This window comes from Escherichia sp. MOD1-EC5189 (genome assembly GCF_002966045.1).
Classification (GTDB): Bacteria; Pseudomonadota; Gammaproteobacteria; order Enterobacterales; family Enterobacteriaceae; genus Escherichia; species Escherichia coli_F.
This window is the reverse complement of the sequence record NZ_PTRX01000013.1, coordinates 75,512-88,940: the sequence shown is the minus strand read 5'-3', so window position 1 is coordinate 88,940 and position 13,429 is coordinate 75,512. Positions and strand designations below refer to the sequence as shown.

At 49.2% G+C, this 13,429-nt stretch carries 10 protein-coding genes; 5 read left to right on the top strand and 5 right to left on the bottom strand.

Annotated elements, in window-relative coordinates:
- Nucleotides 1-198 precede the first annotated feature (198 nt).
- The 5 genes from rhlE to hcxB all read left to right on the top strand — a co-directional run bounded on the left by rhlE (nt 199) and on the right by hcxB (nt 8,833).
- Nucleotides 199-1,563 carry an ATP-dependent RNA helicase RhlE gene (gene rhlE, locus ATB02_RS13355; protein ID WP_088541626.1) on the top strand — a complete coding sequence of 455 codons (1,365 nt, stop codon included), beginning with the start codon at nt 199-201 and terminating at the stop codon, nt 1,561-1,563.
- A 607-nt stretch (nt 1,564-2,170) separates the two neighbouring features.
- Complete coding sequence (locus tag ATB02_RS13350) at nt 2,171-4,183, top strand: type III effector (protein ID WP_105271724.1); 2,013 nt, start codon at nt 2,171-2,173, stop codon at nt 4,181-4,183.
- Between the two features lie 283 nt (nt 4,184-4,466).
- On the top strand, nt 4,467-6,617 hold the full coding sequence (gene dinG / locus ATB02_RS13340) for an ATP-dependent DNA helicase DinG (RefSeq protein ID WP_032183796.1): 2,151 nt from the start codon (nt 4,467-4,469) through the stop codon (nt 6,615-6,617).
- A 27-nt stretch (nt 6,618-6,644) separates the two neighbouring features.
- Nucleotides 6,645-7,607 (top strand): DNA-binding protein YbiB, encoded by a 963-nt coding sequence (gene ybiB / locus ATB02_RS13335; protein WP_105271723.1) that lies wholly within the window; start codon nt 6,645-6,647, stop codon nt 7,605-7,607.
- A gap of 140 nt (nt 7,608-7,747) precedes the next feature.
- Nucleotides 7,748-8,833: a hydroxycarboxylate dehydrogenase HcXB gene (gene hcxB / locus ATB02_RS13330; protein WP_105271722.1), complete on the top strand. Its 1,086-nt coding sequence runs from the start codon at nt 7,748-7,750 to the stop codon at nt 8,831-8,833.
- A 139-nt stretch (nt 8,834-8,972) separates the two neighbouring features.
- Here hcxB and ybiJ read toward each other — a convergent pair whose 3' ends face one another.
- The 5 genes from ybiJ to mcbA form a co-directional block, all read right to left on the bottom strand.
- Nucleotides 8,973-9,233 (bottom strand): DUF1471 family protein YbiJ, encoded by a 261-nt coding sequence (ybiJ, locus tag ATB02_RS13325; protein ID WP_000849301.1) that lies wholly within the window; start codon nt 9,231-9,233, stop codon nt 8,973-8,975.
- A 264-nt stretch (nt 9,234-9,497) separates the two neighbouring features.
- Nucleotides 9,498-9,764: a C4-type zinc finger protein YbiI gene (gene ybiI / locus ATB02_RS13320; RefSeq protein WP_000146357.1), complete on the bottom strand. Its 267-nt coding sequence runs from the start codon at nt 9,762-9,764 to the stop codon at nt 9,498-9,500.
- A gap of 73 nt (nt 9,765-9,837) precedes the next feature.
- Nucleotides 9,838-10,515 carry a PKHD-type hydroxylase YbiX gene (gene ybiX / locus ATB02_RS13315; RefSeq protein WP_105271721.1) on the bottom strand — a complete coding sequence of 226 codons (678 nt, stop codon included), beginning with the start codon at nt 10,513-10,515 and terminating at the stop codon, nt 9,838-9,840.
- Between the two features lie 41 nt (nt 10,516-10,556).
- Nucleotides 10,557-12,839: a catecholate siderophore receptor Fiu gene (locus ATB02_RS13310; protein WP_105271720.1), complete on the bottom strand. Its 2,283-nt coding sequence runs from the start codon at nt 12,837-12,839 to the stop codon at nt 10,557-10,559.
- A 264-nt stretch (nt 12,840-13,103) separates the two neighbouring features.
- Entirely contained in the window at nt 13,104-13,364 is a 261-nt protein-coding gene (mcbA, locus tag ATB02_RS26135; protein ID WP_000710619.1) for a DUF1471 family periplasmic protein McbA, read from the bottom strand.
- Between the last annotated feature and the right edge of the window lie 65 nt (nt 13,365-13,429).

Sequence of the window (13,429 nt, the reverse complement as noted above, 5' to 3'; positions counted from 1 at the left end):
TTAAGATTATGACTCCATATGGGAGTTGTCCAGTATGACCAGGAATTTTAGCAACGCCAGTCACAGGGATAATTTATGCGCTGCGTCACAAAAACTGCTACACTCCGCTCCCTCATGACATTGTGGTTTTTGTCATTTTCCTTTTCAGTATCTCCCTGAAAACTACACCGGTAACGGTCGGGGCGGTTCGGAGTAGTTATGTCTTTCGATTCTTTGGGTTTAAGCCCTGATATCCTGCGCGCCGTTGCCGAGCAGGGTTACCGTGAACCCACCCCTATTCAGCAGCAGGCGATCCCTGCGGTGCTGGAAGGCCGCGACCTTATGGCTAGCGCCCAGACCGGCACTGGCAAAACAGCGGGCTTTACGCTGCCCCTGTTGCAACATTTGATTACTCGCCAGCCGCACGCCAAAGGGCGTCGTCCGGTCCGTGCGCTCATTCTTACCCCAACCCGTGAACTGGCTGCACAGATTGGCGAAAACGTCCGTGATTACAGCAAATACCTGAACATTCGTTCGCTGGTCGTATTTGGCGGCGTCAGCATCAACCCGCAGATGATGAAGCTGCGCGGTGGCGTTGATGTGCTGGTGGCAACGCCGGGGCGTTTGCTGGACCTGGAACATCAGAATGCAGTGAAGCTGGATCAGGTTGAAATTCTCGTCCTCGATGAAGCTGACCGCATGCTCGACATGGGCTTTATCCACGATATCCGTCGTGTGTTGACTAAGCTTCCAGCGAAGCGCCAGAACCTGTTGTTCTCCGCCACTTTCTCAGACGATATTAAAAACCTGGCGGAAAAACTGCTGCACAACCCGCTGGAAATCGAAGTGGCACGCCGCAATACCGCGTCTGATCAGGTGACCCAGCACGTTCACTTTGTCGATAAGAAACGTAAACGCGAATTACTGTCGCACATGATTGGTAAAGGGAACTGGCAGCAGGTGCTGGTGTTTACCCGTACCAAACACGGTGCTAACCATCTGGCTGAACAGCTCAATAAAGATGGTATCCGCAGTGCGGCGATCCACGGTAATAAATCGCAAGGTGCGCGTACTCGTGCACTGGCCGATTTTAAATCGGGCGATATTCGTGTTCTGGTGGCAACTGACATCGCTGCACGCGGTCTGGATATCGAAGAGTTGCCGCACGTCGTCAACTATGAACTGCCAAACGTACCGGAAGATTACGTCCACCGTATCGGGCGTACCGGTCGTGCAGCGGCAACTGGTGAAGCGTTATCGCTGGTGTGTGTGGATGAACACAAACTTCTGCGTGATATCGAAAAACTGCTGAAAAAAGAGATTCCACGCATTGCGATTCCGGGCTATGAGCCGGACCCGTCAATCAAAGCCGAACCGATCCAGAACGGTCGCCAGCAACGTGGCGGCGGCGGTCGTGGGCAAGGTGGTGGTCGCGGTCAACAGCAACCACGCCGTGGGGAAGGTGGCGCAAAATCTGCAAGCGCGAAACCTGCAGAAAAACCATCTCGTCGTCTCGGCGATGCCAAACCAGCAGGTGAGCAACAACGCCGTCGCCGTCCGCGTAAACCTGCCGCTGCGCAGTAATACCATGTAAGGGCAAAAGAGTATCACAGGCTTTTGCCCATTATTCAGGTAACACGGTCAGACATGCATGACATGTCTGATTTTATTGTTTTAATAAATTTGCTTTATGATCTATCTTGTGTATATAAAATGGCAATGAAATTATTTCTTCTTGCAATTTGAATTATTGTTAATAACATTGGTTGATATTCATAAACAAATTCTGGGAAAGTCTGGAATAAACATGCTATTGCATAAAGTGTTTGTTCATCATCTGGAAAATTATTATGAGATATGTGATTTAGTATTAGCTTGATTCTGTCCCTGATTTTATTATTTTCATTGTCTATAGTGTATCCGACTATCTCCCTAAGCAAAATAAAGTGTGCAGTCGTTTCATTACCGTATATCTTTAGCATTTCCAATAAACTATCAAAAATCGCTCATTTCTGCTTATTGATAGAAAGATTGATTGTCAGCCTGTTTAGATCCGTACAGCAGCAGACTTTCATAACCCGGTTGATCCTGAGTTTGCAGTACGAAAAGTTAAAAATGAGCGATTTCTGTAAGATTCCCTATTTTGCCAGGCTTATGATCCGCAGATCATTCATGTGCAAAGGAGCGGTGTATGGATTGTTCAAAATGCAATGGTTATGCGACGATGTTATTAAATATGGTGCAGGGTTCTGACCCGGTTAATTTACTGGAATTACATGGTTTCCTTGAACACTTCGCATATTATGTTTCATTTGGCAAATTTAATGCTGGCCACCAGCGCTATAATGCATTTAAAAAATTCGTCAGTGAGATTTCGGAGATCAGCGCAAATGATATCAATATGACGATTAAAACCGGGCAATCCAGACATGAAAATGTGATCTCTATAAATATGAATAATGCAATTCATCGTGATGAGAAAGGGATCACCGTCAGAATAGATAATATTAATGGAAAGAAAAATAACTCTAATTCATCAGATGTTTTTATTCCTTATGTAAATACATTTTCTGACCTCAAAAATAAAATACTCAGGATGAAAATTGAACTGACTGAAGGTAGTGGTTTTTCTAAAAGTCTTTTTGACAGTCAGATTGAGACGCATATTCTGAGGGATATTAATTCGCTTAACGTTGGTGAGAAATTGAATGATGATAATCTTGCATATCATTCTATATTCACTAACGAATTCTCTGTTATTATTCCGCCATCCTATTATGATGCGACTTCTGCAGTAAACGCTAATAATATTGTGAGAGAAAAACTATATGAAAGTGATAGTAAAGTTAAAGATATCGTCGATGATATGTCTAATCATGACGTGGAGAGCGAAAAAGATATATTTGTAATCGGGGGGATGATAGAAAAACTAGAGTCTCTGGCAGACGAATCATTCAATGATAATACTTATAACATAAAAACAGTAAAAGATTTGCTATCGCAATTAACTGATGGCATGGAACTCTTCACGCTGCGGGACATGGTAGCATTCCCATCGTCTATAATAGCAAAACTATTAAAATCCCCACTTAATAGCGATCATGAACTTGTTATGCGCGTACTGGATACGTATCTGTGCTACTTCAGAAATAAAAATCTGAGTAACGATGCGGAAATAATAAACTTTTTCTATGCTCTCTTTTTAAAGAGACCAGAGTTGATGGTTTCTGAAAATTATAGATTTATTCAATTTGTTGATTTGCTTTTTGAAAACAGAAGTGTTGAAGAGAAAAACTTAGCATTTGACCTTTATCACAATTATCAGGTATTACCTGAAATAAAACAATTCGTTACTGCAGAAATAAAATTGAATTTCAATGAGCAGCAAGGATTGTTAGATAAAAATAATAAATGTTATATCCTGTTATCATCCGATAACTCCGGGCGAGTAATGCGTTTATCGCACCAGGCGTTAATCTCAATGCTCGAGCCAAATGTTCAGAAAAAGACCATCTGGAATAGTTACTCTATTTATCCATCTTTGCAGGATACCCATGAAGTTGTCAGAGATGATCCAGAAACGATTTGTACGCGTGCATTTCCTTTATTTGCAAAAGGATGGGAATATGCGCAGAAAAATAAGAAACACCAATTGATTCTCAATGCTCTTGGATTGAAAGGTTATATTCGTGATGTATTTATGTCAGCAATAATGCGAAAAACAGACTTTGTGCCAGAATCGGATAATCAACCGACAGAATTTAAATCATTATTTTCCTCTTTGATGACCGATTCAGACCAATGGCAACAGCATACTTTGAAAGAAAAACATTACACTAATCTATTAACGATGCTGGATCTCAAAGAGGCCAGTGAAAGTGATAAGTCTAAAATATTTTTCTGTCTGTCTGCCGTATTTGCAAATATTTCTCACAGTAATGTCTTTTACGGTATTCCTGATGCGTCAAAAATTTTAAAACGTTATGCATTTGCTTTATTGGCTAAAGCTCACTCTTTAGATGAAAATATGATAAGCAGTCAAACTTTTAATACATACAAAGCGGTATTGCTTGATTTCAATAATCTGTCTAATGAAGAGGCCAACCAGCTGCGTATAAGTTCGTTATATCGTGATATGGTCCGCTACGCACAATATCGTTTTTCTAAAGTTTTATCCGAGTGGACGCCAGACGCATGGCTGTAAAGATCCCAACAGGATAATGGCATTGATGGCCCTGGCTCAGGCCAGGGCGGGCAATACCGGTTCCTGCGAAGCGATGACGGCGGCAAGTGTAACCACGAAATGCGGTATCACTTGCTGTTTTCTGCCCTGAAGACTGGCGCTCACCGTGCCGTCGAACTTTCAATCAAATATATTGCGAGAGGGCGTTATTGCGAGCAGCTTTCCAGAAACAGAAAAACCATTACCCCTGAAAACCGAAAAATGCCACAATATTGGCTGTTTATACAGTATTTCAGGTTTTCTCATGGCATTAACCGCCGCGCTTAAAGCGCAAATTGCCGCCTGGTATAAGGCGCTTCAGGAACAGATCCCCGACTTTATTCCCCGTGCGCCGCAGCGGCAGATGATTGCGGACGTCGCCAAAACGCTGGCCGGAGAAGAAGGGCGGCATCTGGCGATTGAAGCACCCACCGGCGTTGGGAAAACGCTCTCCTATTTAATCCCCGGCATAGCCATTGCTCGCGAAGAGCAAAAAACGCTGGTGGTGAGTACCGCTAACGTGGCCTTGCAGGATCAGATCTACAGCAAAGATTTACCGTTGCTGAAAAAGATCATTCCCGATCTTAAATTTACCGCCGCTTTCGGGCGTGGGCGCTACGTTTGCCCGCGTAATCTGACGGCGCTCGCCAGCACTGAACCCACGCAACAGGATCTGCTGGCGTTTCTTGACGACGAACTGACGCCGAACAATCAGGAAGAGCAAAAACGTTGTGCGAAGTTGAAGGGCGATCTCGACACTTATAAATGGGATGGTCTGCGCGATCATACGGATATCGCCATTGATGACGATCTCTGGCGTCGTTTGAGTACCGACAAAGCCAGCTGCCTCAACCGCAACTGTTATTACTATCGCGAATGCCCGTTTTTTGTCGCTCGTCGGGAAATTCAGGAAGCCGAAGTGGTGGTGGCAAACCATGCGCTGGTGATGGCGGCGATGGAAAGCGAAGCCGTATTGCCTGACCCGAAAAATTTACTGCTGGTGCTGGATGAAGGTCATCACTTGCCTGATGTGGCACGGGATGCGCTGGAGATGAGCGCCGAAATTACCGCGCCGTGGTATCGGCTGCAGCTGGACTTGTTTACGAAGCTTGTTGCTACCTGTATGGAGCAGTTTCGCCCGAAGACGATCCCACCGCTGGCAATCCCTGAACGTTTGAATGCGCATTGTGAAGAGCTGTATGAGCTTATCGCCTCGTTAAACAACATTCTCAATCTCTACATGCCTGCCGGGCAGGAGGCAGAGCACCGTTTTGCGATGGGCGAACTGCCTGATGAAGTGCTGGAGATCTGCCAGCGGCTGGCAAAACTCACCGAGATGCTGCGTGGTCTGGCGGAGTTATTTCTTAACGATTTAAGTGAGAAAACCGGCAGCCACGACATTGTGCGTCTGCATCGGTTGATTTTGCAGATGAACCGCGCGTTGGGGATGTTCGAGGCGCAAAGCAAACTCTGGCGGCTGGCGTCTCTGGCGCAATCTTCCGGTGCACCCGTCACTAAATGGGCGACGCGGGAAGAGCGCGACGGGCAGTTACACCTTTGGTTTCACTGCGTGGGAATACGTGTCAGCGATCAGCTGGAAAGGCTGTTGTGGCGTAGTATTCCGCACATTATTGTTACCTCCGCAACCTTGCGTTCGCTGAACAGTTTTTCGCGTTTGCAGGAGATGAGCGGGCTGAAAGAGAAAGCGGGTGACCGCTTTGTGGCGCTGGATTCGCCCTTTAACCACTGCGAACAGGGCAAAATTGTTATTCCCCGGATGCGCTTTGAGCCTTCCATCGACAACGAAGAACAGCACATTGCTGAAATGGCGGCCTTTTTCCGTGAACAGGTGGAGAGCAAAAAACATCTCGGTATGTTGGTGCTGTTTGCCAGCGGACGGGCAATGCAGCGATTTCTCGACTATGTGACGGATTTACGCCTGATGTTGCTGGTGCAGGGCGATCAGCCGCGTTACCGTTTAGTTGAACTGCACCGCAAACGCGTCGCCAACGGTGAGCGTAGCGTGCTGGTGGGTTTACAGTCATTTGCCGAAGGGCTTGATTTGAAAGGTGATCTGCTCAGCCAGGTGCATATCCACAAAATCGCTTTTCCGCCCATCGACAGCCCGGTGGTGATCACCGAAGGTGAATGGCTGAAAAGCCTCAACCGCTATCCGTTTGAAGTACAAAGCCTGCCGAGCGCCTCGTTTAACCTGATTCAGCAGGTTGGGCGACTGATTCGAAGCCACGGTTGCTGGGGCGAAGTGGTGATTTACGACAAACGCTTGCTGACCAAAAATTATGGCAAGCGACTACTGGATGCATTACCGGTATTTCCGATAGAGCAACCGGAAGTCCCTGAAGGTATAGTTAAAAAGAAAGAAAAAACGAAATCCCCACGCCGTCGGCGGCGTTAATGATGTGAGTCAGGTAAGGAGTCGTAAATGGACTATCGCAAAATCATTAAAGAGATCGGGCGCGGGAAAAACCACGCGCGCGATTTAGACCGGGATACTGCGCGCGGTCTGTATGCCCATATGCTCAATGGTGAAGTCCCTGACCTTGAGTTGGGCGGCGTATTGATTGCGCTGCGTATCAAAGGGGAAGGGGAAGCAGAGATGCTCGGCTTTTACGAAGCCATGCAAAATCACACCATCAAACTGACGCCGCCTGTTAGCAAGCCGATGCCGATAGTCATCCCCAGTTACAACGGCGCGCGTAAACAGGCCAACCTGACGCCGTTGTTGGCGATTCTGCTGCACAAACTCGGTTTTCCTGTGGTGGTTCACGGGGTTAGCGAAGATCCAACTCGCGTGCTGACAGAAACCATTTTCGAACTGATGGGTATTACGCCAACGTTGCACGGCGGGCAGGCGCAGGCGAAGCTCGACGAACATCAACCGGTGTTTATGCCAGTCGGCGCGTTTTGCCCGCCGCTGGAAAAACAACTGGCGATGCGCTGGCGGATGGGCGTGCGTAACAGTGCACATACCCTGGCGAAACTGGCGACACCATTTGCCGAAGGTGAGGCGCTGCGTCTTTCCAGCGTTTCGCATCCGGAATACATTGGACGCGTCGCGAAGTTCTTTAGCGATATCGGCGGGCGGGCGCTACTAATGCATGGTACTGAAGGTGAAGTGTATGCTAATCCGCAGCGCTGCCCGCAGATCAATCTCATTGACCGCGAAGGAATGCGGGTGCTGTATGAAAAACAGGACCCTGCTGGTAGCGAGTTACTGCCACAAGCAAAAGATCCGGAAACCACGGCGCAGTGGATTGAGCGTTGCCTGGCTGGCAGCGAACCGATTCCCGAATCGCTGAAAATCCAGATGGCTTGCTGCCTGGTGGCTACGGGGGAAGCGGCAACTATCAGCGATGGCCTGGCGCGCGTTAATCAGGCATTTTAATTTTTATCTCAGCCGGATGAGCCACGTCATCCGGCTTTTACCCCACCGCAATATGAAATTCCTGCATCTTTATTGACCTTCCCGCGCCCGGCGTGCAGCATAAAAAAACAACAAACACATAACATAAACAGGAGTTAACCATGGAAAGTGGTCATCGCTTTGATGCTCAGACGTTGCACAGTTTTATTCAGGCTGTATTTCGTCAGATGGGTAGCGAGGAACAAGAAGCGAAATTAGTTGCCGATCATTTAATCGCGGCAAACCTGGCAGGGCATGATTCACATGGTATTGGCATGATCCCAAGCTATGTGCGTTCCTGGAGTCAGGGGCATCTGCAAATTAACCACCATGCCAAAATCGTTAAAGAGGCGGGGGCGGCGGTCACGCTCGATGGTGATCGCGCATTTGGTCAGGTAGCGGCACACGAAGCGATGGCGCTGGGGATTGAGAAAGCGCATCAGCACGGTATTGCTGCCGTGGCGCTACATAACTCGCATCATATCGGCCGTATCGGTTACTGGGCGGAGCAGTGTGCAGCGGCGGGGTTTGTCTCTATCCACTTTGTTAGCGTGGTGGGTATTCCAATGGTCGCGCCGTTCCACGGCCGCGACAGCCGCTTTGGCACCAACCCGTTCTGTGTGGTTTTCCCACGTAAAGATAATTTCCCGCTGTTGCTCGATTACGCCACCAGCGCCATCGCATTTGGGAAAACTCGCGTCGCCTGGCATAAAGGCGTCCCCGTGCCGCCAGGTTGCCTGATTGACGTTAACGGCATGCCGACGACCAATCCGGCGGTAATGCAGGAGTCGCCGTTGGGTTCGCTGTTGACCTTTGCCGAACATAAAGGCTACGCCCTTGCAGCGATGTGTGAAATTCTTGGTGGGGCGCTTTCCGGCGGTAAAACGACGCATCAGGAAACGTTACAAACCAGTCCCGATGCCATTCTTAACTGCATGACCACTATCATCATCAACCCGGAACTGTTCGGCGCGCCGGATTGTAGCGCGCAGACCGAAGCCTTTGCCGAGTGGGTGAAAGCCTCGCCGCATGATGACGAAAAACCGATTTTGCTTCCGGGCGAGTGGGAGGTGAACACGCGTTGCGAACGGCAGGAGTTGGGGATTCCACTGGACGCGGGAAGCTGGCAGGCCATTTGCGATGCGGCGCGGCAGATTGGTATGCCGGAAGAGACGTTGCAGGCTTTCTGTCAGCAGTTAGCCAGCTAAAAAAAAGCCCGTCCAGTGACGGACGGGCAAACAAGGGTAACATAGGATCAATGAGGGTTAGAGCATATGCGTCTGTCGGCAAACAGACAGGGAAATACTTTTGCTGGACGTAGCGCAAACGCCATATCCAGCCTACGAATTACTTATAGATAACCGCAGTTCCGCTTAATTTATTGTTGTTGGTGGCAGAAGTGATGCTGTATCCGCTGGCACCAGCAGCCGCAGCTTTCTCAGCCAGTTTCGCTTCCAGGGCATCGAGGGTGGATGCGCCATCGGCAGAAACCACGCCGATTTTATTCATGTTCTGTGCCTGGGATGCCGTTACCGGTTCCGCCGCGAACACGCCAAATGACAAAGTTGAAAGAGCCATAGCAGCAACAACAGTATTGATAGTTTTCATAATTAATCTCTCGCAGGTGATTTTTGTATAAGTGACGTTGTTTCGTCGATGTGATGAGTATCACGTTTTTTTACGAGAGATAAAATCGAAGAGAATTGACCGCCTTGTTCAAATAAATTGATTGATATCTAACATACTGATAATCCATTTATTTGTTGAACTTATGGACTTGTTTTATGCAGCGTGGCAGTCACGACAGCGTTAAAGGCACGGAATGCCACGCAAAATACAAATTATACTCGCTATACATCCCGCCAGTTGTAGTTAACGTAACTGGCTGTCTTTCGAACCTCTGCGATTATATCCTGTATAAGCTGGTTTTTGTAAATCTTTCTCCTGCTGACAATGAATGCATAAGCGTACACCAGGAATGGCTTCCCGACGGGCTTGCGGGATGGGGGCTCCGCACTCTTCACATTCATACAGGCTTTCGCCACGCGGAATTTCACCCCGAGCGCGGGCAATCGCATCTTCAATTGTACTGTTGATCTGTTCGTTGACGGCGTCATCGTTAGCCCAACCGGATGCCATATCGTCCTCCCCATATCAATACTTGTACAGTTAAGTGTAGCTAATATAGGGACGAACTCGGGCAGTTCAAGCGTCAGATCTCCGACCATTCCCTCAGCAGATTATGATAAAGATTGAGCAGCGACAGGATCTCTTCACTTTCACCATAGCGGCTTTTCAGCGACTGAATATTGTTGTCCAGATCGAACAGCATGGCGCGCTTTTTATCATCGCGGATCATCGACTGGATCCACATAAATGATGCCACCCGTACGCCACGGGTTACGGGGGTCACGCAGTGCAGGCTGCTGGAAGGGTACAACACCAGATCGCCTGCCGGGAGTTTTACCCGATGTTGTCCGAAGGTGTCATTAACGACCAGTTCGCCGCCGTCGTAGCTTTGTGGATCGCTTAAAAACAGCGTGGCAGAAAGGTCAGTGCGCATCCAGCCGTTTTGTGGGTGACTGCGTACCGCGCCATCCACATGAAAACCGTAAGTTTCATTGTTCTGATAACGATTAAACAGCGGCGTGGAAAGGGTACGCGGCAAGGCAGCGGCAAAGAACAATGCATGTTGGTTAACCGCGTTCAGCACCTCATTTTGCAGGGCGGCGTATAACGCACTGCGGGTGTCGACCTGTTGATTGTTCTTAACTTGCGCGCCTTGTGCGCCGGTGGTGACGCGTCCATCCACCCATTCGGCTTGTTCCAGTTGTTCGCGAAACCGGGCGACGTCCTTTGGCGATAGCATGCCGGGAATGTGGTACATCATACAAGTTCTCCAAAAAGTGGGGCCTGCGCCCCACATCTGAATCAGAAATGCATATTGGCCGTGAGCAGGAAGGTTCTTGGCTCGCCCGGGTGATAACGGTAGCCGCTCTTGTTGATTGAGGCGACGTAATCGGTATCAAACAGGTTGTAGACGTTTAGCTGGAAGTCGAGATTGCGATTAACCCGATACCCCAGTTTAGCGTCGGCGACCCAATAACCTTCGGTAAACGCTGGCGTTCCCACCGCGCCGTCAGAACCTTTATGCATACTGCCGATATAGCGTGCGCCCGCACCAACGGAAATATCATCGGTTGCCTGATACTGGCTCCATAACGTGAAGGCGTGCTCAGGCGTATAGGGCAGCGATGAGGAACCATCCTGGGCAACATCTTTGCCGTTTTTGATGGTTGCTTTTTGCTGGGTATAGCCGCCAATCACCTGCCACGCGGGAGTGATATTCCCGGCCACGGATATCTCATAGCCTTCGACGCGTTTCTTACCGTATTGCGAGTAAGTTCCGTCGTCATTTTGCTCAACTTCATTTTCGATATCAGTACGGAACAGCGCGGCGGTAAGCAACAGGCGTTTATCCAGAACCTGCCATTTGGTGCCAATCTCGCTGGTGTTGGCTTTTTGCGGTTTAAAATCGGTGCGGTTGGCACTGTTACCGCTGCCAGACTGCGCAAGGGCGAAGTTGTTGCCACCCGGCGGCTGCTGGGAAACGGCATAGTTAATATAGACATTGCCGTTTTCCGTCAGGTGATACAGCGCCCCGGCTTTCCAGTTCACCAGATTGCCAGACTTGGCGGTGTCAACAGTGGTGACCGGAGAACCTTTCGCCACGCCAGCTGGGCAGGTAACGGCACCTCGGCCACTGCCGCCGCAGGCGGTGGCACTGTCATATTCAGTATGATAATTATCCAGACGGATCCCGCCGTTCAACTCAAAATCACGGGTGATTTGCAGCGTATCGAAGGCGTAAATTGCGAAGGTATCCGTCTGACCATTGGCGTTTGCGCCGTTGCGCGTCAGGCCGCCAGGATGAATGCTGCTGTCAGGATGATAAATATTCACCGCGGGTAACGTCAGCGGATTAACGCCGTAGTTGGTTTGTGTTTCACGGGTAAATTCCACGCCGGTACTGACATCATGACCGATAGAGCCGGTATAGAACGTCGAGGTCAGGTTGGTCTGGTTGGTGAGAATTTTATTACTCACATCTTTAGTATTCGCAATACGGGACCAGGTCCAGCTATCCACATTGCTGGTGGGCTGGGTAATATTTGATGCCCCGCCCATAATCGCCGTCATCAGGTAATCCTGCTTCACGCGCGACCAACGCGTAGTGTTGCGAATAGTGGTGTTCTCGCTAATGTCGTGCTCAAAACGCATGGTAGCGGTGTCGGTGGTCGAATCATCGTAATCGGAATCCGTGCCATAAAAATTATGCGTATCAACTTTTCCGGAATGATTCAGGGCCGCCGTTCCCGCAGATGGGGCAGAATAGCCCGGCAAACCGATGGTCGGAATGCCGCCGTCTGGCGTGTTGTGTTGGGTGACATGCAGATAATTAAGATACAAACGATTCGCTGTACCGAGGCCAAAAGCGACAGAAGGGGCGACGCCGTATCGCTCATTTTTGACTTTGTCGCGTCCGGCATCGTGCGTTTTTTCGCCCATCACATTCAGGCGCACCGCGGTGGTATCACCAATGACCTGATTGACGTCCAGCGTGCCGCGGCGGAACCAGGCGCTGCCAATACTGGCGGAAGCGTCAATGCCTGAATCATTGCGCGGCTGCTTGCTGATCATATTGATCGAGCCCGTCGGCGCGCTGCGCCCGTAGTCGGTGCCGGACGGCCCTTTAATCACTTCGACCTGCTCGGTATTGAAGGTGTCGCGCGAGACGCTGCCGATATCGCGAATGCCATCAATATAAATACTGTTAGAGGTATCGGCACCACGCATATAAATGGCGTCGCCAGTGGTGGAGTTACCGTTCTCACCCGCAAAAAACGCACCCACGCCGGGGACGTTTTTGAGCGCGTCGGTAAGGTTGGTTGCGCCCTGATCTTTAATCACTTGTTCAGAAATCACCGTCATCGTGCGGGTAGTATCCGCTACCGGACGCGAGAATTTCGGATCGGCAGATTGTTGTGGCGCATAAAGCGAAGGCGTTGATGCTTCGACAACCAGCGTGTCATCCGCGTTTGCTTGCCCTTCGGCGGCGAGTGCCTGAGCCACAGGCGTGATGCCAATACAAAGACCGGCAAAGAACGTGAGCGAATGAAATTGTCTGGCAGGGAAATTGCGATTGTTTTCCATTTTGCAGGTGACTTTTTCTTTTATGTTGAAATTTTCACTGTCACGAGAAATCCTCTCTGCGGATGCGATGCCACTGTTAATCCCGTGATAGTGTTCGTGCAAGTGATAATAATTTTGATAAGCATTATCACTTGGCGCGATTTTCTATCACCCATTGCGCGAAAAAGAAATACATTTATTTACATTGCGTTCATATTTGATGTTTTTTGATTACAAAACAGGCGAAAACTGCATCCAGAGGCGAATGCAGTTACGTTGGTGGGGTTATTTGTAGATGGTTGCAGTACCGAACATCTGGTCATTTCCGCCTGCGGAATTAATGACATAACCTTTCGCGCCTTGTTCGCGCGCTTTTTCTGCCAGTTTATCCTCCAGATCGCTTAGGTTTGATGCGCCAGTTGCCGAAACGGTACCGGCGGGCCGTAGCTGACCGCTGTCCAGGTTACTCATCGGTTGCGCGGCATAAGCCGTGAGAGAGATTCCGCTCAGGACGGTGGCAATCAGTAGTGTGAGGCACTTTTTCATAATGACATCCTCATAAATACAACGGGTAGTGCCTGATAAGTGTAGGTCGCCTGGACGATGAAAAT

Bases quoted from the DNA above. Each gene is read 5' to 3' on its own strand.
- rhlE (WP_088541626.1), top strand. From the start codon at position 199: ATGTCTTTCGATTCTTTGGGTTTAAGCCCTGATATCCTGCGCGCCGTT.
- ATB02_RS13350 (WP_105271724.1), top strand. From the start codon at position 2,171: ATGGATTGTTCAAAATGCAATGGTTATGCGACGATGTTATTAAATATG.
- dinG (WP_032183796.1), top strand. From the start codon at position 4,467: ATGGCATTAACCGCCGCGCTTAAAGCGCAAATTGCCGCCTGGTATAAG.
- ybiB (WP_105271723.1), top strand. From the start codon at position 6,645: ATGGACTATCGCAAAATCATTAAAGAGATCGGGCGCGGGAAAAACCAC.
- hcxB (WP_105271722.1), top strand. From the start codon at position 7,748: ATGGAAAGTGGTCATCGCTTTGATGCTCAGACGTTGCACAGTTTTATT.
- ybiJ (WP_000849301.1), bottom strand. From the start codon at position 9,233: ATGAAAACTATCAATACTGTTGTTGCTGCTATGGCTCTTTCAACTTTG.
- ybiI (WP_000146357.1), bottom strand. From the start codon at position 9,764: ATGGCATCCGGTTGGGCTAACGATGACGCCGTCAACGAACAGATCAAC.
- ybiX (WP_105271721.1), bottom strand. From the start codon at position 10,515: ATGATGTACCACATTCCCGGCATGCTATCGCCAAAGGACGTCGCCCGG.
- ATB02_RS13310 (WP_105271720.1), bottom strand. From the start codon at position 12,839: ATGGAAAACAATCGCAATTTCCCTGCCAGACAATTTCATTCGCTCACG.
- mcbA (WP_000710619.1), bottom strand. From the start codon at position 13,364: ATGAAAAAGTGCCTCACACTACTGATTGCCACCGTCCTGAGCGGAATC.